The 25,096-nt window shown below is 63.7% G+C and carries 25 protein-coding genes and 2 pseudogenes; 14 read left to right on the plus strand and 13 right to left on the minus strand.

What is annotated here, in order from left to right:
- Positions 1-123: 123 nt before the first annotated feature.
- The 3 genes and pseudogenes from MB901379_RS15010 to MB901379_RS15020 form a co-directional block, all read right to left on the minus strand.
- Positions 124-2,413 (minus strand): annotated as a pseudogene (locus MB901379_RS15010) (heavy metal translocating P-type ATPase).
- Between the two features lie 243 nt (positions 2,414-2,656).
- Positions 2,657-3,040 (minus strand): bleomycin resistance protein, encoded by a 384-nt coding sequence (locus MB901379_RS15015; protein WP_158017386.1) that lies wholly within the window; start codon positions 3,038-3,040, stop codon positions 2,657-2,659.
- Complete coding sequence (locus MB901379_RS15020; RefSeq protein WP_232021863.1) at positions 3,013-3,912, minus strand: hypothetical protein; 900 nt, start codon at positions 3,910-3,912, stop codon at positions 3,013-3,015. Before MB901379_RS15020 ends, MB901379_RS15015 begins: the two co-directional genes overlap by 28 nt.
- A gap of 52 nt (positions 3,913-3,964) precedes the next feature.
- Here MB901379_RS15020 and MB901379_RS15025 point away from each other — a divergent pair, with 52 nt between their 5' ends.
- The 5 genes from MB901379_RS15025 (at position 3,965) to MB901379_RS15045 (ending at position 8,563) form a co-directional block, all read left to right on the plus strand.
- Positions 3,965-4,876 (plus strand): helix-turn-helix domain-containing protein, encoded by a 912-nt coding sequence (locus MB901379_RS15025; RefSeq protein WP_158017387.1) that lies wholly within the window; start codon positions 3,965-3,967, stop codon positions 4,874-4,876.
- Between the two features lie 113 nt (positions 4,877-4,989).
- Complete coding sequence (locus tag MB901379_RS15030) at positions 4,990-5,493, plus strand: hypothetical protein (protein WP_158017388.1); 504 nt, start codon at positions 4,990-4,992, stop codon at positions 5,491-5,493.
- Positions 5,494-5,589: 96 nt separating this feature from the next.
- On the plus strand, positions 5,590-6,375 hold the full coding sequence (locus MB901379_RS15035) for a crotonase/enoyl-CoA hydratase family protein (RefSeq protein WP_158017389.1): 786 nt from the start codon (positions 5,590-5,592) through the stop codon (positions 6,373-6,375).
- Positions 6,375-7,526, plus strand: coding sequence for an acyl-CoA dehydrogenase family protein (locus MB901379_RS15040; protein ID WP_158017390.1), 1,152 nt, complete (start codon positions 6,375-6,377; stop codon positions 7,524-7,526). Before MB901379_RS15035 ends, MB901379_RS15040 begins: the two co-directional genes overlap by 1 nt.
- A complete protein-coding gene (locus tag MB901379_RS15045; RefSeq protein ID WP_158017391.1) occupies positions 7,523-8,563 on the plus strand; it encodes an acyl-CoA dehydrogenase family protein in 1,041 nt (346 codons plus the stop codon). The genes MB901379_RS15040 and MB901379_RS15045 overlap by 4 nt, the downstream gene beginning before the upstream one ends.
- A gap of 12 nt (positions 8,564-8,575) precedes the next feature.
- Here the strand turns inward: MB901379_RS15045 and MB901379_RS15050 are convergent, their stop codons facing one another.
- The 3 genes from MB901379_RS15050 to MB901379_RS15060 form a co-directional block, all read right to left on the minus strand.
- Positions 8,576-9,400: an SDR family NAD(P)-dependent oxidoreductase gene (locus MB901379_RS15050; protein ID WP_158017392.1), complete on the minus strand. Its 825-nt coding sequence runs from the start codon at positions 9,398-9,400 to the stop codon at positions 8,576-8,578.
- A gap of 50 nt (positions 9,401-9,450) precedes the next feature.
- Positions 9,451-10,218, minus strand: a complete 768-nt coding sequence (locus MB901379_RS15055) for an SDR family oxidoreductase (protein ID WP_174237105.1) — start codon at positions 10,216-10,218, stop codon at positions 9,451-9,453.
- 131 nt (positions 10,219-10,349) lie between these two features.
- Positions 10,350-10,910, minus strand: a complete 561-nt coding sequence (locus MB901379_RS15060; protein ID WP_158017394.1) for a hemerythrin domain-containing protein — start codon at positions 10,908-10,910, stop codon at positions 10,350-10,352.
- Positions 10,911-11,266: 356 nt separating this feature from the next.
- Here MB901379_RS15060 and MB901379_RS15065 point away from each other — a divergent pair, with 356 nt between their 5' ends.
- The gene (locus MB901379_RS15065; protein ID WP_232021864.1) at positions 11,267-11,485 is read left to right on the plus strand and encodes a hypothetical protein; all 219 of its coding nucleotides are present in this window, start codon (positions 11,267-11,269) and stop codon (positions 11,483-11,485) included.
- Between the two features lie 41 nt (positions 11,486-11,526).
- On the opposite strand, the gene MB901379_RS15070 is transcribed toward MB901379_RS15065, so the two are convergent.
- Positions 11,527-12,024, minus strand: a complete 498-nt coding sequence (locus MB901379_RS15070; RefSeq protein WP_158017395.1) for an STAS domain-containing protein — start codon at positions 12,022-12,024, stop codon at positions 11,527-11,529.
- 197 nt (positions 12,025-12,221) lie between these two features.
- Positions 12,222-14,384 carry a glycogen debranching protein GlgX gene (glgX, locus tag MB901379_RS15075; RefSeq protein ID WP_158017396.1) on the minus strand — a complete coding sequence of 721 codons (2,163 nt, stop codon included), beginning with the start codon at positions 14,382-14,384 and terminating at the stop codon, positions 12,222-12,224.
- Between the two features lie 322 nt (positions 14,385-14,706).
- Here glgX and MB901379_RS15080 point away from each other — a divergent pair, with 322 nt between their 5' ends.
- The 5 genes from MB901379_RS15080 (at position 14,707) to MB901379_RS15100 (ending at position 18,098) form a co-directional block, all read left to right on the plus strand.
- Entirely contained in the window at positions 14,707-15,927 is a 1,221-nt protein-coding gene (locus tag MB901379_RS15080; RefSeq protein WP_158017397.1) for an alkane 1-monooxygenase, read from the plus strand.
- The gene (locus MB901379_RS15085) at positions 15,927-16,094 is read left to right on the plus strand and encodes a rubredoxin (RefSeq protein WP_158017398.1); all 168 of its coding nucleotides are present in this window, start codon (positions 15,927-15,929) and stop codon (positions 16,092-16,094) included. Before MB901379_RS15080 ends, MB901379_RS15085 begins: the two co-directional genes overlap by 1 nt.
- Before the next feature lies 1 nt (position 16,095).
- Entirely contained in the window at positions 16,096-16,281 is a 186-nt protein-coding gene (locus MB901379_RS15090; RefSeq protein ID WP_158017399.1) for a rubredoxin, read from the plus strand.
- A 161-nt stretch (positions 16,282-16,442) separates the two neighbouring features.
- Positions 16,443-17,084, plus strand: a complete 642-nt coding sequence (locus MB901379_RS15095) for a TetR/AcrR family transcriptional regulator (RefSeq protein ID WP_158017400.1) — start codon at positions 16,443-16,445, stop codon at positions 17,082-17,084.
- A gap of 42 nt (positions 17,085-17,126) precedes the next feature.
- Positions 17,127-18,098 (plus strand): aldo/keto reductase, encoded by a 972-nt coding sequence (locus tag MB901379_RS15100; protein WP_158017401.1) that lies wholly within the window; start codon positions 17,127-17,129, stop codon positions 18,096-18,098.
- Here the strand turns inward: MB901379_RS15100 and htpG are convergent.
- Positions 18,085-20,052, minus strand: a complete 1,968-nt coding sequence (htpG, locus tag MB901379_RS15105) for a molecular chaperone HtpG (protein ID WP_158017402.1) — start codon at positions 20,050-20,052, stop codon at positions 18,085-18,087. The two genes, MB901379_RS15100 and htpG, sit on opposite strands and share 14 nt — an antisense overlap.
- Positions 20,053-20,173: 121 nt before the next feature.
- Complete coding sequence (locus tag MB901379_RS15110) at positions 20,174-20,953, minus strand: MBL fold metallo-hydrolase (RefSeq protein WP_158017403.1); 780 nt, start codon at positions 20,951-20,953, stop codon at positions 20,174-20,176.
- Between the two features lie 66 nt (positions 20,954-21,019).
- Here MB901379_RS15110 and MB901379_RS15115 point away from each other — a divergent pair, with 66 nt between their 5' ends.
- Positions 21,020-22,402 carry a multidrug effflux MFS transporter gene (locus tag MB901379_RS15115; protein ID WP_408632296.1) on the plus strand — a complete coding sequence of 461 codons (1,383 nt, stop codon included), beginning with the start codon at positions 21,020-21,022 and terminating at the stop codon, positions 22,400-22,402.
- On the opposite strand, the gene MB901379_RS15120 is transcribed toward MB901379_RS15115, so the two are convergent.
- Together MB901379_RS15120 and MB901379_RS15125 are read right to left on the minus strand one after the other, a co-directional pair.
- Complete coding sequence (locus tag MB901379_RS15120) at positions 22,390-22,818, minus strand: DUF6636 domain-containing protein (RefSeq protein WP_158019202.1); 429 nt, start codon at positions 22,816-22,818, stop codon at positions 22,390-22,392. The two genes, MB901379_RS15115 and MB901379_RS15120, sit on opposite strands and share 13 nt — an antisense overlap.
- Before the next feature lie 57 nt (positions 22,819-22,875).
- Positions 22,876-23,319: pseudogene (locus MB901379_RS15125) on the minus strand (class I SAM-dependent methyltransferase); the annotation flags it as partial.
- On the opposite strand from MB901379_RS15125, the gene MB901379_RS15130 reads away from it, so the two are divergent.
- Both MB901379_RS15130 and MB901379_RS25200 read left to right on the plus strand, forming a co-directional pair.
- The gene (locus MB901379_RS15130; RefSeq protein WP_232021866.1) at positions 23,304-24,260 is read left to right on the plus strand and encodes an amidohydrolase family protein; all 957 of its coding nucleotides are present in this window, start codon (positions 23,304-23,306) and stop codon (positions 24,258-24,260) included. The pseudogene MB901379_RS15125 and the gene MB901379_RS15130 overlap by 16 nt on opposite strands.
- A complete protein-coding gene (locus tag MB901379_RS25200; RefSeq protein ID WP_331852716.1) occupies positions 24,173-24,448 on the plus strand; it encodes a hypothetical protein in 276 nt (91 codons plus the stop codon). The genes MB901379_RS15130 and MB901379_RS25200 overlap by 88 nt, the downstream gene beginning before the upstream one ends.
- Before the next feature lie 34 nt (positions 24,449-24,482).
- On the opposite strand, the gene MB901379_RS15135 is transcribed toward MB901379_RS25200, so the two are convergent.
- The gene (locus MB901379_RS15135; protein WP_158017404.1) at positions 24,483-24,776 is read right to left on the minus strand and encodes a putative quinol monooxygenase; all 294 of its coding nucleotides are present in this window, start codon (positions 24,774-24,776) and stop codon (positions 24,483-24,485) included.
- Between the last annotated feature and the right edge of the window lie 320 nt (positions 24,777-25,096).

Consider the following 25,096-nt stretch of genomic DNA (forward strand, 5'->3'; position numbering starts at 1 on the left):
TCGTCGCTGTCAACGATCGCGCAATCGCATCGGCCAGACGAGGGCATGGTGTCCCTGGCGGGAAGGACTTTGGGCCATTGCCGAGCAGATGGCAGCCTCACGGCGCGCCGGTGAACCCCGGATTCAGGGTGTTTTCGCTGGATCAGGCGGCGGTGCGGGCCGACGCGGCGAGTCGACCTCAACGTCCGCAGCGAGGGTGAAGTAGTTTTCCTCTTCCTGAACAAAGTGCAGTCGCAATAGCGCATGCAAGCCGTAGAGACAGGCCAGCAGGTCATCGACTTGGTCGGGCCGTACCGCCCCGGCCGAACGCACCTGGGCCAGATGGGTGCCCATACGATCGGAGAGCCGTTGAATCTCGGCGTGCATCCGACTCATGGTGGCAGTGGCCTCGCCGCTGCCCAACGGGGCGGCCAGCGCCGGATAGAGCTGGGTTTCCTCGGCTAGTTCGTGGGGCAGGATTCGCTGGGTCAGCAGGGCATGCGCCGCGCTCGATGAATCCACTGCCCCGGCGTCAACACCAGCGGCGAGCCGATCAGCGGTGGTGCGCAGCAGTCCGATGGAATCCCGAAGCTGGTCGTGTTCGGCGGAAAAGTGACGCAGCATCTGTTGGGTGCCAGCGGTCACCGCCATATCGGCGGCCGGATTGCCTCGCAACGCCCGCAGTGCGTTGAGGATTACCGCGACATCGATGCCCTCTTGCACCAATGCGCCCGCTGCGGGCGGCAACCAGCCGCACACCGCGATCACCATGGCCAACAGTGACAGGCTCATCCCGACGACCGCGCTTTGCACCGCGATACGGCGGGACCAACGGGCGATGTCCATCGCATCGGCCAGTCGGTCCAGCCGATCAGTGGTCAACACGATGTCGGCCACCGACCGTGGCCGCCGCCAGCGCGGGCGCGTCGTTGACGCCATCGCCAACCATCACGGTCACCGCCCGTTGTGTTTCGGCGCGCACCGCGTCGAACTTGTCGGCCGGGGTCTGGTCGGCATAAACCTCGTCGAGGCCCAAGACCGTGGCGACCTCCCGGGTGGGCTCGGCCCGGTCGCCGGTGAGCAGGATCAGTCGGTTCAGTCCGGCCGCACGTAGCCGCCGCACGGTGCGTGGCGCCTGCCGCCGCAGTGGATCCCGCAACAGCACCGCACCCGCCGGCCCGGTGTCATCGCAGATCCACGCGATCCCCGCGTTGTCCAGACGCGCGCGATTGACCGCGGTTGGCGCCCACGCACCCGTCACCGCATCGGCCGCTAGCTTGCCGACCGTCACCCGAGGCCCGGCCACGGTGGCGGTCACTCCGCGGCCGGGCTCTTCGACAACGGCGGTGGGCAGTGACAACTCCAGGCGCCGGCTGAGTGCCTCAGTGACGATGGCTTCGGCCAGGACATGCGGCGAGAATTGGTCCACCGAGACCGCCAGCCGTAGCATCTCGGTCGGATCGCGGCCCGGCGCGGCCACAACATCGACGACCACGGGACGACCCATCGTCAAGGTGCCGGTCTTGTCCATCACCAAAGTCTTTGCGCGACCCAGGTTTTCCAGCGCAGCGCCGTCACGAATCACCACCCCTGCGCGGGACGCCCGGGACAGACCCGAGACAACGGCAACCGGCGCGGCCAGCAGCAACGGACATGGTGTCGCCACCACCAGCACGGCCACAGCGCGCACCGCCGAGCCGCTGGCCAGCCACCCTGTTCCGGCCAGCTGCAGCGCCACCGGGAAGAACCATGCCGCGAAACGATCGGCCAACCGTATAACCGGGGCGTTTTCAGCGCCAGCTTGCTGGGCCAGCCGGACAATTCCGGCGTATGTGCTCTGCTCGGCGGTTGCGGTGGCGCGCAATTCGAAGGCGATTCCGGCGTTCACCACACCGCTACGCACCGGTTCACCGGCCCCGCGTTCGACCTGAAGGGGCTCGCCGGTCAGCGCCGACTCGTCCAACACAGCCTCCGCGTCGACTATCCGCCCATCCACCGGGACCACCTCACCGGGACCTACCACCACAACGTCGTTGACTACCACCTCCGACAGCGGAATGGCCCTGACCTGTTTTCCGACCCGGCGTCGGGCAAACCGGGGCGCACGCTCGAGCAGCGTCCGCAAGTCACGTGCCGCACGGCGTTGCGCCGCCGCGTCTAGCGCACGCCCGCCCGCAAGCATCACCGCGACGAGGGCGCCAGCTAGGTATTCGTCCACCAACAGGGTGCCGACCAGCGATAGGACGGCGATAACGTCGACACCGACCCGCCCATGCCGCAGCGCCACCACGCCCCACGCAAGGGCCGGCACCACCGCGACCAGGGTCCCGGCGATCCAGCAGCCGTCGGCCACACCGCGCCATCCGCCCAGCCAGGCCCCGACGCCGATAGCCAACAGAGCGACGGTGCACACCAGCAGCGCCGGTTCGGCCATCGCGCGTGCCCGCAAAACCCGACGACCGGCCGTAGCTGCCGAACCGTCTGACAACGAAAATCCTATCCGTACAGTTACTTTGGGAGTGACCCACACCAAGTGCGTTGCCGCCCGAACAAGCCCGAGTCGAGTCGATCATGCAACGCTCGCCCGAGGCTAGGGCCGTAGTACCCGGCCCGCGCAGGACTTCGGGCCCAGTTCGCACTACGCCAACGGCGAGTCAACGGCCAGTTCAACGACGAGTCAACGGCGAGCCAACGGCGAGCCAACGCGATGCAACGTACCGTCTGGATCGACGTAGGCGAATTCGCGTAATCCGTATGGGGTGTCGTGCGGTGAGTGCAAGTGACCGCCTAGGTTCTCCCGCGCCTGCACCATTTGCCATTCCGCGTAAAGCGCATCGGCGTCGGTGACATACAGGTAGACGCTGGAGCTGGTGCTGAGCGGGTCATGCTCGGCCCATTCGGCGAGATGAATCGATGCCCGGCCCCGGTCGACGAATCCGTAACGATTCGGCCCTTGATATGCGCGCGCGTCGAACCCGAGTTGGCGGTAGCGGGCGAGGGCAACGTCCAGGTCCCGGACTGGGATGATCGGTGCTATCGAGGTGAAGTCAATTCCGGCCATGCCCGATTCTGTCCGCTCGGGCCCAGGCGTGTCACGTACCGCCAATCCGAGAACAGCAGCTTGCAACCCAGCCAGCCAAATACAAGGGGGAACACGAAGTACTGGTATTGGGTCCACACCAACGCGAGCAAGGTGTCGGTCACGCCGCCGGGCATGTCCTTGAAACCACCGAATACCTCGCTGAAGGAGAAGATGAAGGTCGCCACCACCGGCTCGCCAGCCGCAAGAATTGGGATCAGGTAGCGCATCGACGACCGCTTCTTGTTGAGCCGCCAGAAGGCCAACACGGTCGCGAGGTTGACGAAGGCGTAGATCTCCAGGGCGAAGAACGTCGAGTTGTGATTGACCGTACGCAGGTCGACCGAACCGAACGAAGCCAGATCCCACCAGTACATGTGCAAGACGTGCTCACGCATCCACGGGGTGTAGGCGACGATGTCGTTGAGCGTGTGCAGGTCGTGAAAGACGAAGGGAGAAAGGACTACCCATGGGATCTCCCAGAGCAGATTCGTGATCAGATACGACACCATCCACAGCACCAGACAGTCGTGGAAAAGCGCCATGCGCGGGCGAGTGCGCGCTCCCGGGAGCAGAAGCGGAATGATCCACGCGTTGAGCCAGATGCTGATCCCGTACAGCGAGGCTTTGGCGCTGGTGGGGAAGTCCAGCACGCCCACATAGAAAAGCGTGGCAAAGACTCCGACCGCCCCCCAGAACATCGCCGTCCAGATCACGAATGCTCGCCATGTCGAGAACGCTACTCGGCGCTCCTCGGCGCCACCGGGCCGCAATCGGTCCAGATCGAAGCGCTGCCTGGTAGACCCGCTGGCCGCCACCTCGGTGGCATTGGCGGCGCTCCCCTCGAAACTCATCATTCGGTCACGGCCTTGCCTATGTCGAAATATCGACGTATGGTTCGATATTGTGACGCAGACAGTAGACCCTGCCGCAGTTTCCAGTCAAGGGTTGTCGCCGCCCACCGAACGGGTCATCGCGGTATTGGAACTGCTTGGCCGGAACCCGACCAAGCAGTTCTCGTTGGCCGAGATCTGTCGCGGTCTGGATATCAGCCGCGCCACCGGACACGCCATCCTGACGACGCTGGCGGCCCGCGAGTGGGCCATCAGGGATCCCGAAACTGCGCGCTACACCTGGGGGCCGGCGGTGGCCGCACTGGCGACGCCGAGCACCGCGCAGCTTTACCGCACCGACCTTCAGGCGTTGGCCACCGCGACCGGCACGCAGGTGATGCTGGCTCGTCGGGAGGGCACCACGCTGGTGGTCATCGACACCGTCGGTGAGTGTCCGCGTGGGCCGCGGATCTGGCGAGGCATGCGAACGCCGTTCATACCCCCAATCGGACGCGACTACGTCGCGTGGTGGAGTGCGGATGCCCAACTGGAGTGGCTGCAAACAATCGGCACCCCGAGCCGTCCGCTGCAACAGCGAATGATGGCGGTACTCAACGAGATTCGCCAACGCGGCTACGTCGTCGAACGACTCACCCAACAATACGTGCGGGTCTACACGGCGTTGCGCGCGCTCAGCGCCGACGGCGAGGTCGACGAAATCACCACCCGCCTGGCCCGCGCCTACGCCGATCTGGCCGTTATCGACGTGCTGGACGGCGAACTGAGTAAAGGCACCACCCACAGCGTCGCCACCATGTCCGCGCCCATCCGCAATCCGGACGGAGTCGCCACGATGACGGTACTGGCCGCGGTTTTCAGCACCCTCGACGGGCCCGCTATCCGCGCGCTCGGCGAGCAGTTGCGCCGTACCGCGCATGCGATGGAGCAACGCACAGTCCGCTACGGCGACCCAACCCCGGCATAAAGTCACCGACACCACGGCCGCCGGCGCTTGGCGTTGGCAGGCGCGATAATCACCGGAAGAGATTTCGGCAGGCTCCCGCCTGACCGGCGTCTGACCAGCGGGAAAGGAGCGCCATGGCAAAACCGATGTGGCTGCTGATCCGCGTCGGCGCGTGCTGTGTGGGTGTTGCGGCGTGCGCGTCGCAACCACACCCGTCCGCGTCCAGCACGAGTTCTTCGGCGATGGCGGCCAGCACGAGCACTGCCGACGCCACCGATACCAGCGCAGGCACTGCCGTTACCAGCGCCCCATGCGTCGGATCGTCGATCTGCCCGCCCCCACCACCGGATGCCCAGGGCAACCCGGCGTGCTTCTATTCCGATGGTTGGCAAGCCACTTCGTCAGGCGCCGGTATCGAGGTGTGGTATTTCCATGACCCACAGGACATTCCCAAGCCGGACAAAGTCACCGCCGTGGTGCAGAAAGTGGACGGCACGAACGAGTCTCAGGAAGCGATTATCCAGGCCGGACAACAGGTGCATCGCTTCGAGTTTCCCGGCATCGAGAGGTCGGCTGTGTCCGAGGTATTTCTCGACACGGGCAACGGGCGCTGCTTTGTGATCGGGCCCGGTAGCTGATTGCGGGGATGTGCGGGTAGTGCCAGGCGGTCCACCGGCTGAGCCAAGGTACCCGGGAGCCGATTCTTGCCAAACCGAGTCCCTACAGTTGGCCTCATGAACAGTGCCGTGGACCCGCTAGCCATCACCACCGAAGGATCGATCCGGATCTGGACAATCAATCTGCCCGATCTCGGGAACGCCATCACCAGTAGAGACTTCATCGCGTCTTTCGAGGCCGCCGTCGACGATGCCAACGCCGACACCACCATCCGGACGATCATTCTCACCGGTGCCGGCAAGATCTTCTCGGCCGGCGGCAACGTCAAAGAGATGGCCAACCGGACCGGAATGTTCGGGCTGGACGCGCGAGCGCAGCGCCAGGCGTATGCCGAAGGAATCCAGCGGCTCCCACGAGCGCTGGCCCGGCTGGAAGTCCCGCTCATCGGTGCGATCAACGGCCCGGCCATCGGCGCCGGCTGCGACCTGGCGATGATGTGCGACATTCGGGTCGCCTCCGACCGCGCATCGTTCGCCGAGAGCTTCGTACAGCTGGGCCTCATTCCCGGCGATGGCGGCACCTGGTTCCTTCAGCGCACCATCGGCTACGAGCGCGCCGCAGAGATGACGCTTACCGGTGACCGCATCGATGCAGCGACCGCCCTGGAGTGGGGCATGGTAAGCCGCGTCGTGCCGCACGACGATCTCCTCCCCCAGGCCCATGCACTTGCCAAACGCATCAGCAAGAACCCCGCCCACGCGTTACGGATGGCCAAACGGCTGCTACACGAATCCCGCACCGGCGCTCTTGAATCCACGCTGGGCTTGGCCGCGGCCATGCAACCGCTCGCCCATCGAGACCCCGAGCACGAGCAACGCATTGCACAATGGAAGTCACCCTGATGACACCACACAGGTTGGTGCCCCCGGCCGCCATCGAGGAGCCCGGGACCGACGCCCTGCGCGCCAACGTTCGGGCTTTTCTTGCCGATCAACTCGCTGCCGGCGCCTTCACCCCGTCCGTCGATGCCTGGCTCACGGGCTGGGATGAGCAGTTCACCGCCGCGCTGGCGGCACATGGCTGGCTGGGAATGACGGTACCCGTCGAATTCGGCGGCCATGGGCGCTCCTTCCTGGAGCGATTTGTCGTCACCGAGGAGCTGTTGGCGGCCGGGGCGCCGGTCGCCGCGCACTGGATTGCGGACCGCCAGATCGTGCCGGCATTGCTCAAGTACGGCACCGAGCTGCAGAAGTCGACGTTTCTGCCCCGGATCGTGCGTGGGGAATGCTTTTTCGGTATCGGCATGAGCGAGCCGGACTCCGGGTCCGACCTAGCCAGCGTGCGGACTCGAGCGCAACGCATCGAGGGTGGGTGGTCGCTGTCCGGGACCAAGGTCTGGACCTCTGGCGCACACCTTGCGCACGCATTCATTGTGTTGGCGCGTACCGCGCCGGTGGACTCGACTGCTCGGCATGCGGGGCTCAGTCAGTTCATTGTTGACCTGCGCGGACCTGGCATCGATATCCGCCCGATCATCTCGATGAACGCAGCGCACCACTTCAACGAGGTAATCCTGGAGCAGGTGTTCGTGCCGGACGACATGGTGTTTGGTGAAATCGGCGACGGCTGGCAGCAGGTGACCTCCGAACTGAGCTTCGAACGCAGCGGGCCAGAGCGCTTCCTGTCCACCTTTGTGCTGCTGGCAAAAATGACTGAATACATGGCCGCTCAACGAGTTCCACCAGACCCGAACCTTGGGCGCCTGCTTGCCCGCATCGCCGGCCTACGCCAGATGTCCGCCGCGGTGGCCGGCGCACTTCAGCGCCACGATCCCGCGGACCTGCCGGCCGCGGTGGTCAAGGTGATTGGCACCACCACCGAGGGCGACATCGCTGACTTCGCCGACCTATATGGCGGACTGAATCGTGAGATCGATTCCAGGCTCTCGGAACTGGTTTCGGTCGCGCTCGACCATTCCCCGGGATTCACACTGCGTGGCGGGACCAACGAGGTGCTGCGTGGCGTCATCGCGCGCGGATTGGGGATACGATGACCGGCCCGGCCTACGCCGTCGACCCCGCTTTGGTCGACATGATGGATGCGGTCTTCGGCGAGTACCGTCAATCGCATCCGCCCAGCGCGTACGCCGGTCAGACAATCCACCTCGACGCAGACCTGTGGAGGCGCCTCGACGAGCTTGGTCTGGTGCGGCTCACCGGCTCGGAACAATCCGGGGGCAGCGGGGCAGGCTGGTATGAGGCGGCCGAGCTGCTCGCCGCCACGGCTCGGCACGGGGTGCGAATTCCGTTAGCCGAGCACGATTTATTGGCTTGCTGGCTGCTGGATGCCAACCAGATGGCCGCCGACGCCGCAGTGCGAACGGTGTGCCTGCTCGACGCACACGCGGTGGCCGATGGCGTACCGTGGGCGGTCACCGCCCAGCGAATTGCGGTCGTGTGGCCAACCGATGACGGGTACCGGATGGCCGATGTCGAGGCAAACAACCTCGCCATCATCCCGGGCGCCAACCTGTTCGGCGAACCGCGCGACAGGGTGTCCGCCGACCCGGCAACTCTGCACGGTGCGCCGGTCAGCGCGGCGATGGTTTCGACCCTGATGCGCAAATCTGCACTGGTGCGAGCGATCCAGGTGTGTGCTGCGCTGGATCGAATACTGCAGCTGTCGATTGAGCATGCAAAGTCACGCATTCAGTTCGGTCGTCCGCTCGCCAGCTTCCAAGCTGTACAGCAGCTCATCGCCGACATCGCCGCCGAGGCCGCGCTAGCACGCGCCGCCACCGAAGCGGCGCTCACCACCGCCGTCACCAGCCAGTGGACGGCGCCCAACCTTGATTTTCTTGTGGCAGTGGCACGTTCGTGTGCCGGACATGCCGCCTCGGTCGTGGTGCGCAACGCGCACCAGGTCCATGGCGCGATCGGGACCACTCGCGAACATCGACTACACGAATTCACTCGGCCGGTACTAGCGTGGCGTTCGGAGTTCGGTTCGGTCCGACACTGGGACGAGCAGGTCACCACGGCGGCACTCCAGGCGGGGGCCGCGGGGCTATGGAGCCTGATTACCGGGTAAGGGGCTCCTGCGCTACCGCACCACAACGGTGCTGGGCGTTCGCGGTGCGCCCAGCATTGCCCGGTGCGAGGGGGGGCGCCGGCCACCCTCGTCGGTGATGCCGTAGCGCTCCGCCAGCTCCGCGCCGATGAGAGTGAGTCCGCTCAATTGGCCCAGAGAAGGATCGTGGAATAGCGCATCGATGACATGCCCGGTGAATTCCGGGGTTTCGGCATGCTGGGCGGTCTTGGCCAGCGCTGCATCCCGCTGCGGCCCTTCGGAGATCGCGTCGAATGCGCTAATCAGCTTCTCGGTCAACACGATTCCCATCCAGACCGACACCGTCGCAACACCGGTACCGCGGAAGTCCACCGCCATGTCGGCGGCCATTTTGTCGGTCGCGGCTTTCTGCGCCCCATATGCCGGACCGTGCATGTAGCACACCGAACCTGGCGAGGAGGTGAAAGCGATCAAGCCACGGTCCTGGGCGATCAGCAGCGGCGCCGCATACCACGCTGCGACATAGGACGACCGCAGTCCAACATCCAGGATGTCGGCCAGCGCGAGCGGCTTTCGCCAGAACGGCTTCGCGCCGATTAGATCCTCCGACATCGAAGCGGCATTGTTGACCAGCAGATCCAGCCGGCCGGACTCCCGTTGCACTTGCTCGAACAATGCGGCCACGGCGTGGTCATCTGCGTGGTCGACGCGTACGGCTACCCCTCCGGGCGGGGGAACGATGCTACCGCGCCCGGTCGCATATACTCGCCAGCCGCGCGCGCCGAGTGCGGCCGCAATACCTCGGCCGGCCCCACGGCTGGCCCCGGTCACCACCGCCACCTTCGCTGTTTCACTCATGATGTGCCGACGTTGTCACGAGACTTCCTACCGTTGAGCACCTTTCGCCGCTACGTTCGTTCGGCGTCGAGGACCGCTCCGCCGCTGGTGGGCGCACCCCGAGCAACCACGATCGGCATTGAGGTCGCCGCGTCGGTGCGCAGAATCGTGTGCACCACGTTGACGAGGTCCTCGACCGGCATCAAGTTTCCTGGCATGCAACCACGCGCCACCCACAGGGGATACGCCTTCATGGCCAGCTCGCGATCCCAACCGACGTTCATCCCGGTCTGCGCGTCGCCTTCACCGCCGGCGCACTCGCCGACGATGAGGCAGGTAAATCCGATATCCGGATGCTCGGCTCGCCACGCCTCCACCAGTCTCTCCAAGGCCGCTTTGCTAACCCCGTAGGCGCCGAGGCCGGGCCACACGGGTGCATAACTGCCGGCGTCCGACGACAGGTATACGGCCTTGCCCGCCGATGCGGTCAGGTGCGGCACCGCTGCAGCCGTCACCAGCGCGGCACCGATGACATTGGTGTCGAGGACTCGCCGCCAGGTATCGGCGTCGGTATCGACCAGCCGAACCAGTGGGCTGATCGCCGGGCTGTAGACAATATTGTCGATGCCGCCCAGCTTCTCGGCAGCACCGTCAATGGCGGATCGGCATGATGTCTCGTCGGTGACGTCGCATTCCAGCGCGATGGCCGTCGGGCCGGCCTCGCCGGCGGCGGCCTGGGTTCGCTGGCGACGCCGTGCCAGCAGGGCAACCTGATCGCCGCGCGACGCAAGCCCGATGCCTATGCAACGCCCCAAACCGCTTGACGCGCCGATGACCACTGTCTTCGACATATTCCGCCCTCACCGTCGACCGCGACTCCGCGGGCGCCAGTGCGACGAACCCGCCCACGCCACAGCGTATCGGCCGCCAATCCGCGGCGTAGGCGGTTGGCCAGCGCAGAGCTGCGCCGCTAACCTCTGCCGACAATGGCGTCGCGAGCTCGATCGAGCATGGCCGCAAACGGACCCGCGACCATGTTTGCCAGTTGGGACTCGACTCCAGCGTGCGGTCGGGTGGGTGCGACCAATTCGGCAAGCTTGGCAGCACGGCCCATCATCTGCAGTTCCTCGTTGCTCAGCTGCTCCGCCAACTTGGTGAACTCGTCTCGTTCCTCATGCTCAGCGTGTTTGAGAACGGCGTCACGAAGCATCGTCAACTCGCGCGTGAACTCCGTACTGTCGACCTCCATCGTCTCCAACTCTTGGAGCTTCCTTTTTGCCTCGTGCTCTTCCTCGATCAGCTTGCCGACGATTGCTCGGCTGTCGGCGATCTTCCGCTTGACCCGGGGGTGAACGATCTCCTCTTCGACGGTCTCGTGCACGGCGAGTAGTCGCCGAAGTTCGACGAATGATCTTTCCCGTTGCGTGCCGGACGCTGACAGCGTCTCGGTAAACAAAGACTTGATCTGCTCGTGCTGACCGATCAGAAAATCGACCACATCGTTGGCCGACTGGATGGCACTGTGGGCCATGATGTCCTCCTGAATCCGCCGGTGGCGGCACCGGGCTGTTGGCGGGGTTGTTCGGGCTGTTGGCGGGGCTGTTGGGGCGCGCCAACCACCGGGCTACCCGCTCCGGAGGTGGCCAAAACTCCGGGGTGGCCAAAGCTCCGGGGGTGGCCGAAACGGGACGGTGACCGTGTTTGGCGGATCTGACGGCTGGGTAACCGCGGACAAAACCGTTGCAGCAAAGCTTCGCCGGGCTTGACCTAGAACACGACTCCCAAGGAGTGATGGTGGCGAACAGATCAGTTGACCCAGTCGATCATGACCGCACAACACGGCGGCATGCCGGGGAATCCATGACCAAGGGCAGCAACAGTGTTGGCATGGCAGGTGTTGCCGTCGGCGTAGTGCTCCTCGTGCTGAGCCTTTTCGGTTTAGCTACTGGACATTTGGTTGGCGGCGGCATTGCCGCCCTTTTGGCGGCGGCGGCCATCGGCGCCGGATTGGCCTGGCTGATTCGCGTTCATCGGAAAGTCCGCAATGCGGAACTGGAATGGCACGCCTTGCATTCCGACGAACCAGCGCCGCCACCGAGTAGCTGACGATTGTTGGCGGCCGACTTCGTGGTTGACGCAGAAAGCCGTCAACCACCTGTGCCCGCGCTGCTCGCCGACGATGGCCTGGAGTCACTCTTGCCGGCCAGGGCGGAAAGAGACTCGCGGCGTTCACACATTCCCTCTTCGATGAGCCGCAGAGCTTCAGGAACCGAATCGACGATAATTAGGCCGTGGTCGGCGAAGATCTCCAGCAACCGGCGCAAGGCCGAGCCGACGACTACACCGCACGGCAACTGAGCTTGCCGATGTTCATCGTGGATGACAAGCAGCTCTCGAAACCCGGCAATGCCGAGAAATTCCAGCGGGCTCAGATCAAGAATCAAGGGACTGGGGATTTGGGAAATCCGGCGCACTGCCAGCGCCACCAGGTTGGCGTTTGCCGCGTCGATCGCGCCGTCGACGCGAACCACCGTGGCCAGGCTGCGGGCGTGAGCGAACAACCGCGCCCCGGCACAATCGACCGCATTGCACGGATGCGGAAGGGTGGCTCCTTCGACTGCAGACAAGTTTTCCGAGGCACTCATATCATTGCGCCCATTCAAGTCGTGCGGTGAGCAAGACGCGGCAAAGGTGTCCAGGCGTCGCTCAATGGACCATCAGCTGTGGATTCAACCTGCGAAAAGTCTAACGCGACTTGGGTGCGGTGTCGGGCCTTCGGCAAAGCCCGGCCCAAACACTTCGTTTGTCGACCTTGGCGGCCGATTGCCTCAGCGTACGACCGTCACTGCGGGCCGGCCGACCTAGTCTCGGCGACGGCTTGGAGCACCACGGCGCTGCGGGCATCGACGGCAAACGCCGCCTGCGCGCGAAGCTCGTCCGGTGCTCGCTTGGTTCCGGTGTCTACGACGGTGCGCCATGCGGCACCGAAGTCCGCCGGCGGTAGCCTGAATTCGATCGGCTCGTGGTGGGCGTTGAAGCACAAGATAAATGAATCGTCGACCACCCGCTGACCCCGAACATCCAGATCGGGGATGCCGTCGCCGTTCAGAAACACCGCTACGGACTTTGCGAAGCTGGCACCCCAATCCTCCTCGGCCATCTCGGATCCATCGGCCGCGAACCAGGCAATATCGGGCAGCCCACCGGCGCCGCGCCGGCCCACCGGTTTGCCGCTGAAGAAACGGCGACGGCGAAACACCGGGTGGTTGGCCCGAAGTGCTGCCACCTCGCGAGTGAATTTCAGCAGACCCGCATCGGCATCGGTCCAACTAACCCACGTGAGCGAGTTGTCCTGGCAGTAGCCGTTGTTGTTTCCGTGCTGGGTACGACCGAGCTCATCTCCGTGCGAAATCATCGGAACACCCTGCGACAGAAGCAATGTCGCGATGAAGTTACGCTGCTGTCGGGCGCGCAGATCGTTGATCTCGGGGTCTTCGGTGGGTCCCTCCGCGCCGCAGTTCCAGGACCGGTTGTGGCCCTCGCCGTCGTTGTTGTCTTCACCGTTGGCCTCGTTGTGCTTGTCGTTGTAGGACACCAAATCACGCAAGGTGAAGCCGTCGTGGGCGGTGACGAAGTTGATCGACGCCACCGGCCTTCTCGCGGTGTGCTCGTAGAGGTCGGAGGACCCAGACAATCGGTAGGCGAACTCGTCGAGCGTGGCCGGCTCGCCACGCCAGAAGTCCCGAACAGTGTCGCGGAACTTTCCGTTCCACTCCGTCCAATTTGGCGGGAAATTGCCGACTTGGTAACCGCCAGGCCCGACGTCCCAGGGTTCAGCGATAAGTTTGACCTGACTGACCGTGGGATCTTGTTGCACGAGTTCAAAAAACGTCGCCAGGCGGTCTACCTCGTAGAATTCCCGAGCCAAGGTTGCGGCCAGGTCGAACCGGAATCCATCCACATGCATCTCGGTCACCCAATACCGCAACGAATCCATGATCAACTGCAGCGAGTGTGGATGCCCGACATTGAGGCTGTTGCCGGTGCCGGTGTGGTCCAAGTAGTAGCGCATGTCTTCGTCAACCAACCGGTAGTAGGCGGTGTTGTCGATTCCCCGCATGGATAGCGTGGGACCCATATGGTTGCCCTCGGCGGTGTGGTTGTAGACCACATCGAGGATGACCTCGATATCGGCCTCGTGCAGAGCGCGAACCATCGCCTTGAATTCCTGCACCGGACCTCCGGGCGAAGCGTTGCTGGAGTATTTCGGATCGGGCGCAAAAAACGAAATCGTGTTGTATCCCCAGTAATTCGTTAGGCCTCTGTCGACCAAGATCGAGTCATTGGCAAAGTGGTGGATGGGCATCAATTCGATCGCTGTGATGCCGATGTCCTTGAGGTGCTCAATGATGGCCGGATGCGCCACGGCGGCGTAGGTGCCACGCAACTGTTCGGGGACATCGGGATGAGTTTGCGTCAGCCCTTTGACGTGCGCTTCGTAGATGACGGTGTCGGCATACGGGCGCTTCGGCGGACGGTCGTTGCCCCAGTCGAAGTACGGATTGATCACCACAGACTTCGGCATGTAGGGCGCTGAGTCGTCGTCGTTGCGGCTCTCCGGATCACCAAAAGTGTAGCCGAACAGCGCCTGGTTCCACTCGAAGATGCCGGCTATGGCTTTCGAATACGGGTCCAGCAGAAGTTTGTTCGGATTGCAGCGGTGTCCGGATCGGGGTTGATAGGGACCATGAATGCGATAGCCATAGCGCTGCCCGGGTTCGATGGCCGGAACGAAGCCGTGCCAGACGAAACCGTCCACCTCCGGCAGGGCGATCCGGGCTTCGGCACCGTCAGCGTCGAACAGGCACAACTCAACGCGTTCTGCGACCTCGCTGAAGAGGGCGAAATTGGTACCTACGCCGTCGTACGTCGCGCCCAGCGGGTAGGCCCGACCCGGCCAAACCTCACCGGTATAGCTGGCAGCGCGGTGGGCGGCGACGGTCATGGCGGTCTTGATACCCGATCGACACAGCGCTCAAACCGCCCGGGCGCTCCCGGCGGACAACAGGTTTCGCTGCCGGCGTGCGAGCCGGCCAACCGCTGCCGACCGGCCAGAACCGGCCGGAACTTCCCCGATAACCGTCAGGTTGTTGGCGGCGCCCACGCGGCCTGCAACACCGGGTAGTCCACCGCGGACCTGCTGTCGCCGGCGCGACCCCTTCCGGCTATTGAACAAACACAGCGATTTATCTAGCATTTGAACAAATCACCTGATATGTTCAAATGCGCCGCTTCGCATGCGGCGACCAGCTAAGAAAGGGACTGCCATGACTACCAGCCCAGCGCAAGAGCCGGCAATCCAGGTCGAGCGATGGCGCGACCGAAAGCGCTACCTGTGGTTGGTGGGCTTAGTCCTGCCGATGGCGTTGCCGGTGAGCGTGGCGCTGGCGTGGACGTTGGGCAAGTTCGGCTGGACCGCTGCCACGCCGATGTTGTGGTGGATCGGCCCATTCCTGCTCTACCTGTTGTTACCGGTGCTCGATCTGTTCTTTGGCCCCGACGGTCAGAATCCCCCTGACGAGGTGATGGAGCGTCTAGAGAACGACAAGTACTACCGGTACTGCACATATGCCTTCATTCCGTTCCAGATGATCAGCCTTATGCTGGCCTGCTACTTATGGACGGCCGACAACTTGAGCTGGCTGGGCCTCAGCGGAGGCCTGGGATTGGTCTCCAAGATCGGCCTGATGATGACCATCGGCGTGGTCGGCGGAGTAGGTATCAACACCGCCCACGAGATGGGGCACAAGCGCGAAAACCTCGAGCGCTGGTTGTCCAAGATCACCCTCGCCCAAACCCTCTACGGGCATTTTTACATCGAGCACAACCGCGGGCATCACGTGCGCGTCTCCACCCCGGAGGATCCGGCCAGTGCCCGGTTCGGCGAAAGCTTCTGGATGTTTTTGCCGCGCAGCATGTTCGGCTCGCTCAAATCCGCATGGGAACTGGAGAAGACCCGCATGCAACGCATCGGAAAGTCCTCCTTCAGCCTGCACAACGATGTGCTCAACGCGTGGATCATGTCGATCGTCCTGTTCAGTGGGCTAACCGCCGTATTCGGATGGCAGGTGTTGCCATTCCTCATCATCCAGGCGCTCTACGGCGCATCACTGTTGGAATCGGTCAATTACCTCGAACATTACGGACTGCTGCGCCAACGCACCGCGTCCGGCCGCTATGAACGGTGCGCACCGGTACACAGCTGGAACTCTGACCACATCGTGACCAACATCTTCCTGTACCACCTGCAGCGGCACAGCGACCACCACGCCAATCCCCTGCGCCGCTATCAAACATTGCGCAGCATGGATGGTGCACCCCGGTTGCCGAGCGGATACGCGACGCTGATCACCCTGACCTACATCCCACCGCTATGGCGAAAGGTGATGGACCATCGTGTGATTGAACACTACGATGGTGACATCAACCGGGTTAACATCGATCCGCGCAAGCGCGACCGGATCCTCGCCACGTACGGTGCCCGGTGATGGCTGCCTACCGATGCCCCGCGTGTCGCTACGTCTACGACGAGACCACCGGCGCACCTCGTGAGGGATATCCCGCAGGAACCAATTGGGCCGACGTCAACGACAATTGGACCTGCCCGGATTGCAATGTCCGCGAGAAGATCGACTTCGAACCACAGGAGGCCTGAGATGCCAACCGACTTCAAACTCTATCGATGTGTACAGTGCGGGTTCGAGTACGACGAGGCGCTGGGGTGGCCCGAAGACGGTATCGCCCCGGGGACCCGCTGGGACGACATTCCCGACGATTGGAGTTGTCCGGACTGCGGTGCGGCCAAGTCAGACTTCGAGATGATCGAAATCAGCCGCGCCTGACTCAGCCGGCCAACTCGGCAACGTGGCCTTGCTCAATGTACGGTCATGTTGTCGAAACCCTCATGTACAGAGGTAATTTGGACTCCCGCGGGCCGTCTGCGAGAGCTCACCAACCAGCCGGAACCACGAGTGGTCCGCGCTTAGCATCGAAGGCACTCGCAATGCACACTAATCTCAGCTACATGGTCGAGCCCGAGCCGTCACGAGGCCGCAATCCGTATCGCAGCACCGCGTTGAGCCTGATGCACAATGGGGTGCTTGACGCGCTACAGAGCTTGCTCCTGGTAAGGAAATGGTCGTCAATCACCATGGCGGACGTGGCCGCAGCAGCTGGCATCAGCCGAGGCACCCTCTACAACGAGTTCCAGTCGCGCCGCGGCCTTGCGCGTCACTACGCCCTTCGACTGACCGACAGCATCGTTACTGGAATGCGAGCGGCAATCGACGAACACCACAGCGACGGCTACGGCGCCATGCACACGGTGTTTCGGGACTTCTTCGACCGCGTCGCCAACGATCCGCTGGCCCAGGTACTACGAACCGAAGACGCCCCCAGCGACATCCTGCGGTTGATCACCGTCGAGAGTCAGTTTCTCGTCGACCATGCCACCGAACAGCTGTCGCACACTTTTCAGCACAGCTGGGTCAACGCCAACCAGTACGACGCGACGGTCATGGGACAGGCAGTCGTCCGGGCCGCGCTCAGCTACCTGGCGCTGCCGCCGAGCGATGCCGACGAGGCGGCAACGGGGATGGCACACCTACTCACGCCCTACATCGAATCAATCAAGACCTCGTCCTAGGCCGCAGCGGCCCGGGCCGGTCCGCTGCGTACCGTGTGAGTCATGAAATACCTCGATGTCGATGGAATCGGAAATGTCAGCCGGATCGGGCTGGGCACGTGGCAGTTCGGCTCACGTGAATGGGGGTATGGGGATCGGTACGCCTCCGGTGCCGCTCGCGACATCGTGCAGCGCGCCCTGGCTCTAGGGGTGACGCTGTTCGACACCGCCGAGGTGTACGGGTTGGGCAAGAGCGAGCGGATCCTCGGCGAGGCGCTCGGCGAGGAGCGCGGCAGGGTTGCGGTGGCCAGCAAAATCTTTCCGGTGGCGCCCATTCCGCCCGTCATCAAGCAACGCGAACGGGCTAGTGCCCGGCGGTTGCAGCTGGACCGGATTCCCCTTTATCAAGTCCATCAGCCCAATCCCGTGGTGCCCGATTCGGTGATCATGCCCGGCATGCGCGAGCTACTCGACGCCGGCAAGATCGGCGCGGCCGGCGTCTCCAACTACTCGCTGGCGCGCTGGCAAAAGGCCGACAAAGCCCTAGGGCGTCCCGTAATCAGCAACCAGGTGCACTTCTCCCTCGCTCACCTAAGTCCGCTCGATGACTTGGTTCCCTTCGCCGAGCGCGAGAACCGCGTCGTCATCGCCTACAGCCCATTGGCGCAGGGGCTGCTCGGCGGTAAGTACGGCGTGGAGAACAGGCCGGGCGGCGTCCGTGCAGCCAATCCGCTGTTCGGCACTGAAAACCTGCGCCGGATCGAACCGCTGCTGCAGACACTTCGCGCCATCGCCGCAGATGTCGACGCCAAGCCGGCCCAGGTGGCGCTGGCTTGGTTGATCAGCCTGCCAGGCGTGGTCGCTATTCCCGGAGCATCCAGTGTCGAGCAACTCGAATTCAACGTTGCCGCAGCCGATATCGAGCTCACCGCGGATTCCTGTGCGGCGCTGACCAACGCGGCCAGGGCGTTTCGGCCAGTATCGATGAGGCGGTTCCTCGCCGACACGGTCCGCGAGAAGCTCACCCGTCGCTAGTTACGGCGCGCGTCAGCCGATCGGCAAGCAATTCGGCGAATCGTGCCGGATCGTCCGGCGCACCACCTTCAGCGAGCAGCGCTGTGCCGTAAAGCAATTCCGCGGTCTCCGCGACCTGAGACTTCTGGGCATCGTCTGCACTGTCATTGAGCGCTCGGCTCAAGCCGAGCACCAACGGATGGGTTGGGTTGAGTTCGAGAATGCGCTTACCGACCGGAACGTCCTGCCCAGTGGCCCGGTAGATGCGGGCCAGCGCCGGGGTGATTCCGAATGCGTCGGTGATCAGGCATGCGGGCGACTCGGTCAGTCGGGTCGACAGCCGCACTTCTTTGACGTGTTCGCTCAATGTCTCCTGCAGCCACGTCAGCAGGTCAGCGAACTCCTTTTGCTGTTCCTCGCGCTCGGCGTCGCTCTTTTCCTCGTCGGAGTCCAGGTCAACCTCACCCTTGGCGACCGACTGCAGCGGCTTACCGTCGAACTCGTTGACCGCCCCCACCCAGACTTCGTCGACCGGGTCGGTGAGGAGCAGAACCTCGTAACCCTTTGCCCTGAATGCCTCCAGATGCGGCGATTTCAGGATCTGCTGACGCGAGTCCCCGGTGGCATAGAAGATCTGCTTTTGGCCCTCCTTCATGCGGCCCACGTAGTCGGCCAACGTGGTGGCCTCCTCGTCGCTGTGCGTCGAGGCGAATGAGGAAATCTCCAACAGGGTCTCCCGATTGTCGAAATCCGAAAGCAGACCCTCCTTGAGTACCTTGCCGAACTGGGCCCAGAAGCTGCGGTAGTCCTCCGGCCGCTCGGACTGCAGGTCCTTGATGGTGGCCAGGACCTTCTTGGTCAGGCGCCGACGAATCGCCTTGATCTGGCGATCCTGCTGCAGGATCTCGCGGGACACATTCAGTGACATGTCCTGTGCATCGACGACGCCCTTGACGAAACGCAAGTACTCGGGCATGAGCTGGTCACAGTCGCCCATGATGAAGACGCGTTTGACATACAGCTGGATGCCGAAGGTGGCATCCCGATTGAACAGGTCAAACGGGGCGTGCGATGGGATGAACAGCAGAGCCTGGTACTCGAATGTGCCTTCCGCCTTCATCGCGATGACCTCTAGCGGGTCGTCCCAGGCGTGCGCGATGTGCTTGTAGAACTCCTTGTACTCGTCCTCGGAAACCTCTTCTTTGGGCCTGGCCCACAGCGCCTTCATCGAGTTGAGGGTCTCGGTTTCGATGGTGACAGTCTCTTCGCCGCCGTCCTCGCCTTCTCCCTGACCGGCTGGCGTGCGTTTCTCGACCTCCATCCGGATGGGCCAGGCAATGAAGTCCGAGTATCTCTTGATCAGGTGCCTGATCTTCCACTCCGCGGTGTAGTCGTAGAGCTCGTCCTCGGCATCCTCGGGCTTGAGGTGCAACGTCACCGATGTTCCCTGCGGAGCATCCTCGACGGATTCGATGGTGTAGGTACCTTCGCCGCTGGATTCCCACCGGGTGGCCTCGGTCTCGCCGGCCTTGCGGGTGAGCAGCTCGACCTTGTCGGCCACCATGAACGACGAGTAGAACCCGATGCCGAACTGGCCGATCAATTCCTCCGAGGCGCCCTCGTTCTTGGCCGCCCGCAATTGCGCACGTAGCTCGGCGGTGCCGGACTTGGCCAGCGTGCCGATCAGATCCACCACCTCGGCACGCGTCATGCCGATGCCGTTGTCGCGGATGGTCAGCGTCCGGGCGCCCTTGTCGACGTCGATCTCGATGTGTAGATCCGAAGTGTCAATGGCATCGGGGTCTAGCTCCTTGTTCCGCAACGCCTCGATCCGCAGCTTGTCCAGCGCATCGGAGGCGTTGGAGACCAACTCCCGCAGAAACGAGTCCTTGTTGGAGTAGACCGAGTGGACCATCAGATCCAGCAGCTGCCGGGCCTCCGCCTGAAACTCCAGCTGCTCGACATGCGCGTTCATGAGATTCCCTTCCTACGACATGGCGTCTCGAATTTAGCGAGATCATGATGACGCACGGCATGCGGGTACGCCTCGATCGGGTCGGCCGCTACGCGGCGGCGATCGGACCCCGGGATCCCGGTCAAGTCATTTTCCTGACGATCTCAAACAGGCTCGGATCGTGTGCGCAGATGATGAGCAACTGTGGCTCCCGCCGTTGCCACAGTTCAGCGAGGCGAGCCTGGTTGTCGTGCAGTTGTGTGCGGTTGAACGCGAACAACTCTTCTTGGGCCCGCAGCACGAAAGGCACTCGCGATCGCCGCAGCGTCCCGTGATGGTAGAAGGCGTCCCCGCAATGCAGGATCCAGTGATCACCAACGTCGATGGCGACCGCGGCGTGCCCGCGAGTGTGACCGGGCGTCGGCACCAGAACGAAGCCGTCACCGATGGCGTCGAGGGGTTTGGCCGAGGCGAATCCACGCCAGGTTTCGCCGTCGGGTCCATGCTCCACCAGATTGGGACCGTGCGCCCACTGCTTGCTCCGGTAACGGAGACGCTCACGGATCGAAGGGGCATGGACGGCGCCGCGGACCTCGGCCGCGGTGACGTGGACATGGGCCTCGGGAAAGTCCGCGAGTCCGCCGATGTGGTCGAAATCGAAATGCGTCAGCACAATATGGCGGACGTCTGAGATTCGGTGACCGAGCTGTTCAATCTGGTAGGCCGCGGTCTCGGTGCGCAGCAACGCCGGCCGCAGGACATGTCGGAATGGACCTACCCGATGCGGGTCGAGGCAGTCCTGTATCCCGAACCCGGTGTCCACCAGGACCAGTCCGCTGTTGGTCTCGACGAGCAGGACATGGCACAACAGAGGCGTGCCGGGCACGTTCATGGTGCCGCAGTTGAGATGGTGGACCTTCATCGACCAGTTCCTTGCGCTCCCGAGGAGATGCCCTGGGCGGCGACAAAGTCGTCGTGGACCATACTCATGCCCCGACCCACCTTCCCGCTTTGCCCAAGGCCGCTGGTGACATTGTCGAGCGGCACACACCGACACACCAGGGCACGAGGTCCTCGAGGAGCCGGGCGGTGCCGACATAGGATTCGCAACCATGCGTCGACGCCGAAGGCAAACGGGCAGGCCATGGCGGTGATGTCGGCGGTGCCGTCGTGGCGGATTGTAGCGGTCCTGCTGTGGGTGGTGCCGCTGAACCAGATTCCGATGGACGCCTACACGCCCGCGCTGCCCCAGATGCAAACCAGTATCCATGCGACGTCGGCGGCGCTGCAGGCGACGGTCACGGTGTTCATGATTGGCATGGCGTTGAGCTACCTCGGCGTGGGCATCCTGTCCGATGCCTGGGGACGCAAGCCGGTCCTGCTTGGCTGCGCCGCCGCGCTCGCGGTAGCCAGCCTTGCCTGCGCGGCGGCCGACAATATCGCCACGTTGCTGGTGCTGCGGTTTGTGCAGGGCGGCGTATCCAGTGCGTTCATCGTTGTCGCGATCGCGATTGCCGCGGACTGCTTTGAGGACGCACGTCTGAGATCGGTCAACGGGATGCTGGGGGCGGCATGGTCGGCGGCGCCGATAGCAGCCCCCGCCGTGGGCGGATTCATCGTCGAATACGCTTCGTGGCGCTACGTTTTCGTGCTGATGGCGGCGTTGAGCGTCACCGTCGGGCTGGTGGTCGCCTGGGCGCTGCCGGAGACCCTGGCGACGAGCGACCGAACCCAATTCCGGCTCGGACAGACCTGGCGAGTGCTCACGACGACCGCGCGCAATCCCGTGTTCCTCGCCCTGGTCGCCGTCTTCGGGCTGCTGGCCGGTCCGCAGCTGTCGTTCAGCGTGGCCGCGCCATTCCTGTACCAAGTGCAGATGGGGTTCTCGCCATCGGCGTATGGTCTGGTCGCGCTGGTTGTCGGTGTCGCAGTCTTGCTGGGCAGCTTCACGACCGGCGCGCTTGCCACGCGTATGACCTTCCAGCGGTTGACTTTTGCGGACTGGGCACTCTACATGGTCGGAGCCACCTTGCTTTTGGTGTCCGCTCCGGCGATAGGGGTCAACCCCTGGGCCATTACGGTACCGGTGTGTCTGGCGGTTGCGGGTTGCGGTGCGCTGGTGCCCCAGGCACAAGCCGCGGCGCTGGGGGCATTCAGCCGAAATCTAGGTCTGGTCAGCGGCCTATTCGGCACCCTGACCTATCTGATGATCGCCGCAACGATGGGCATCGTCGTCCTTAGCCCGGAGCGCACCCAAGCCCCGCTGGGCTGGCTCTACATGATTTGCGGTGCAACGGCATTCGTTGCTCTTGCATGGGTGAGACGGCGACTCCGCGGTGAAAGCGCTGCGCCCTCCGCTCAGGAAAGCTGATAGCCGTCCCGGGAAATCTCGAAGCTACCCCCGTAGACAAAATCCCAGCAGCTCATCCCGGATGTCTTACTTTCGCACTCCAACGACCCTTTGGTGATTTTGTCGCCGTACGCCAGTGGCGGACCGCCACCGAGTGCGGTATCGCCAGCGCAAACAAATCGCGCGGGTTGCCCGACCGTGAGCACAATGCCCTGCCCGTAGCCCATCGTCGACTGACAATCGGCGGGCCTCGGCGGCGGCGACCACACGCGGTCTCGGACATCGCAGCGAACCGACGAGGAATCGATCATGCAGCCGATATTGCCGCTGGGTGAGGTGAAGCCGACGATGTCGGCCTTGGCCGTTCCGGGAGCGAATAAGCTCACCGCAAACACGCCGGCAACGACAGCACACAGGCGACTCACGTGGTGAATCATTGGTTCGAGCCTACCCAGGATATTGCCAACGTCGCCACCGCGGTCATTCGGCTGACCACTGGACCGAGCCGCCAGGCCGCCGGAAGCAAGAATGCGATGGAATTCTCGAAGTGCGGCCGGCTGGTCGAAGAAGTGAAAGGCCGAAGTCGTTACCACGGCGTCGCGCGCGCCGCCTCCGAATTGCAACCGTTCGGCCGGGCCGCGCGCCATTGCACCCGGTCGGATTCGCCGCTGGCCTGCTCAAGCATGCCGACGGACATGTCCACGCCGTGGGTCCTCGTCGACATCTCGTTCGCGCTCGATTCCATCGCTGAAAATCCCTGTGCCACAGTCGATATCGACAACACGGCGGGATCCTTGGGCCCGCGGCTGGGCAATCACCTCATCGTGCGGCGGGCGATAGACCCACTGCTGCAGAAACGGTAAGTCGTAGACGGGGGCGAGGAGACTCCACAGCTGGGTGACGGCGCTGTTGAGCCCCCGACGTGGCACCGAAGTCAAGCGGTCAGTGTGGCGGCGTAGTAGATGGCGTCGGCCATCGACTCCGAGTCGTCGTGCTGCGGGATGGCCGCAAGACCGTTATCGACGCCCCCAAGCCAACCACCGTGGACGCACACATCCACCAGTGGGATCCGTTTACGACACCGCGGGTGGTGTCTGCGGCTGCCAAGATGGTGCGGCGCGTGCCGGCCCTTCTTCCCGCCCTGCTGCGCATGTTCCCACGCTCCACCCGTGAATTCATCGGTGATCCGCGCTACGTGTTGAACCCGTATCTGCCGGTCGACTACCTCGGGGACGCGTCGGCTGTGGGTGTCCACAGCGTCGTGCACATGGAAGCCGGCTGGCGCAGCAAGGATCCGCTGGGCGCCGCGGCAGAAACGTGCGGGGTCGATGCGCTGCCGTTCGGTGTGGGCAACACACCGAACCTCGGCGCGATCGTGGTTCATGCCGATCCGACGGGGCCGCGCATCGCCGAGGTGTTGGATGCCCACCTGCAAGCCAGTCCGTTGATGCGCGGAGTGCGCTGTATGGGTGCGCATAGCGACGACGCGGGCGTCATGAACTGGACACAGTCGGCGCATCTGTACTCGAACGCGAAGTTTCTGCACGGCTTCGCCGCGGTGGCCGAGCGCGGACTCAGTTTCGACCTGTGGGTCTACGGCCATCAATTGCCCGACGCAATCACGCTGGCACGCGAGTATCCCGACACCACCTTCGTCCTCGATCACTACGGCACACCGGTGGGGGCACTCGGTCCGGCCGGCAAGCACACCGGACGTACGCCCGCGGCACGCAGCGCCATCCTGAATCGCTGGGTGAGGACATCTCGTCGCTGGCCGAGCTGCCCAATGTGGTGGCCAAGCACAGCGGGATGGGTATGCCGGTGTTGGGTGCCGGACCGGTCACCCCGGAGCAATTGCGCGATGCGGTCGCGCCCCTGATCAACCACCTGCAGTTGGCGTTCGGGTCCGATCGCACATTCTGGTCGTCGAACTATCCAATAGACAAGCCTAAAGTTGCACTACCCCAAACCATTTCAATACTGCGCGACGTTCTCGGCGACCAGTTCGACGAACCCCGTATCTTGCGTGACAACGCCAGCCTCGTCTACCGGTTGACGCCGAACTGACCGGGGCAAGAACTCGGGTCGTCGAATAGTCCGGTCAGACGTCGGTGGTGGCGTACCTCGTCTTGACGGGAGGTGCGGCAAGCAGTGGAGGCAGCTCGGCGATTCGCCCTGCGCCGGCGCGAAAGCTGCGGTAGGCCTCATCATGTTCGACGGTGTCCCAGAGCTCATAGATCACCCAGTGCGCTTCGTCGTCTTCATCAACAAGCACGTCGGTGCCGAGGTTTCCATCGAATGCCCGGGTGTCCTGCAGCGCTCGGCGCATAACATCACGCGCCGCATCAACAGAATCGGGTTTCAACCTGAGTTCGAGTAGCACAGTGACCGGCATGGCGGTCTCCTTATCGGTAGGTTCGGATCTTGCGACTTGCCCAACGCCGACGAATCCTTTTGGCCAGCAAGCAGATTAGCACCTTGCGGCTACGGGTCCCAGCCTGCCTTCAGGACAGCGAAATTCCGGCAACTCGCGCTCGGTAGGATGTTGCTTGCGCGGATCGAGCTGAACTGCTATCCAGCAGCCCCGCGACATCCATCACCCAGAGGTTACGGGACCTCTTGTCCAGCACATTGTTTCGCTGGCGGCACCACTCCCATGGGAATGGGCAATTCGGTCATGGGAATGGGCGGGCAATCCGGTAGCTGGCTGGTCCA

The organism is Mycobacterium basiliense (assembly GCF_900292015.1).
Classification (GTDB): Bacteria; Actinomycetota; Actinomycetes; order Mycobacteriales; family Mycobacteriaceae; genus Mycobacterium; species Mycobacterium basiliense.

Coding starts and splice junctions, on each gene's coding strand:
- MB901379_RS15110 (WP_158017403.1), bottom strand. CDS start 20,953: ATGAAGGTCCACCATCTCAACTGCGGCACCATGAACGTGCCCGGCACG.
- MB901379_RS15050 (WP_158017392.1), bottom strand. CDS start 9,400: ATGAGTGAAACAGCGAAGGTGGCGGTGGTGACCGGGGCCAGCCGTGGG.
- MB901379_RS15100 (WP_158017401.1), top strand. CDS start 17,127: ATGAAATACCTCGATGTCGATGGAATCGGAAATGTCAGCCGGATCGGG.
- MB901379_RS15060 (WP_158017394.1), bottom strand. CDS start 10,910: ATGGCCCACAGTGCCATCCAGTCGGCCAACGATGTGGTCGATTTTCTG.
- MB901379_RS15085 (WP_158017398.1), top strand. CDS start 15,927: ATGGCTGCCTACCGATGCCCCGCGTGTCGCTACGTCTACGACGAGACC.
- htpG (WP_158017402.1), bottom strand. CDS start 20,052: ATGAACGCGCATGTCGAGCAGCTGGAGTTTCAGGCGGAGGCCCGGCAG.
- MB901379_RS15030 (WP_158017388.1), top strand. CDS start 4,990: ATGGCAAAACCGATGTGGCTGCTGATCCGCGTCGGCGCGTGCTGTGTG.
- MB901379_RS15020 (WP_232021863.1), bottom strand. CDS start 3,912: ATGAGTTTCGAGGGGAGCGCCGCCAATGCCACCGAGGTGGCGGCCAGC.
- MB901379_RS15120 (WP_158019202.1), bottom strand. CDS start 22,818: ATGATTCACCACGTGAGTCGCCTGTGTGCTGTCGTTGCCGGCGTGTTT.
- MB901379_RS15090 (WP_158017399.1), top strand. CDS start 16,096: ATGCCAACCGACTTCAAACTCTATCGATGTGTACAGTGCGGGTTCGAG.
- MB901379_RS15035 (WP_158017389.1), top strand. CDS start 5,590: ATGAACAGTGCCGTGGACCCGCTAGCCATCACCACCGAAGGATCGATC.
- MB901379_RS15135 (WP_158017404.1), bottom strand. CDS start 24,776: ATGCCGGTCACTGTGCTACTCGAACTCAGGTTGAAACCCGATTCTGTT.
- MB901379_RS15015 (WP_158017386.1), bottom strand. CDS start 3,040: ATGGCCGGAATTGACTTCACCTCGATAGCACCGATCATCCCAGTCCGG.
- MB901379_RS15040 (WP_158017390.1), top strand. CDS start 6,375: ATGACACCACACAGGTTGGTGCCCCCGGCCGCCATCGAGGAGCCCGGG.
- MB901379_RS15095 (WP_158017400.1), top strand. CDS start 16,443: ATGCACACTAATCTCAGCTACATGGTCGAGCCCGAGCCGTCACGAGGC.
- MB901379_RS15070 (WP_158017395.1), bottom strand. CDS start 12,024: ATGAGTGCCTCGGAAAACTTGTCTGCAGTCGAAGGAGCCACCCTTCCG.
- MB901379_RS15065 (WP_232021864.1), top strand. CDS start 11,267: ATGGCAGGTGTTGCCGTCGGCGTAGTGCTCCTCGTGCTGAGCCTTTTC.
- MB901379_RS15080 (WP_158017397.1), top strand. CDS start 14,707: ATGACTACCAGCCCAGCGCAAGAGCCGGCAATCCAGGTCGAGCGATGG.
- glgX (WP_158017396.1), bottom strand. CDS start 14,384: ATGACCGTCGCCGCCCACCGCGCTGCCAGCTATACCGGTGAGGTTTGG.
- MB901379_RS15115 (WP_408632296.1), top strand. CDS start 21,020: ATGCCCCGACCCACCTTCCCGCTTTGCCCAAGGCCGCTGGTGACATTG.
- MB901379_RS15045 (WP_158017391.1), top strand. CDS start 7,523: ATGACCGGCCCGGCCTACGCCGTCGACCCCGCTTTGGTCGACATGATG.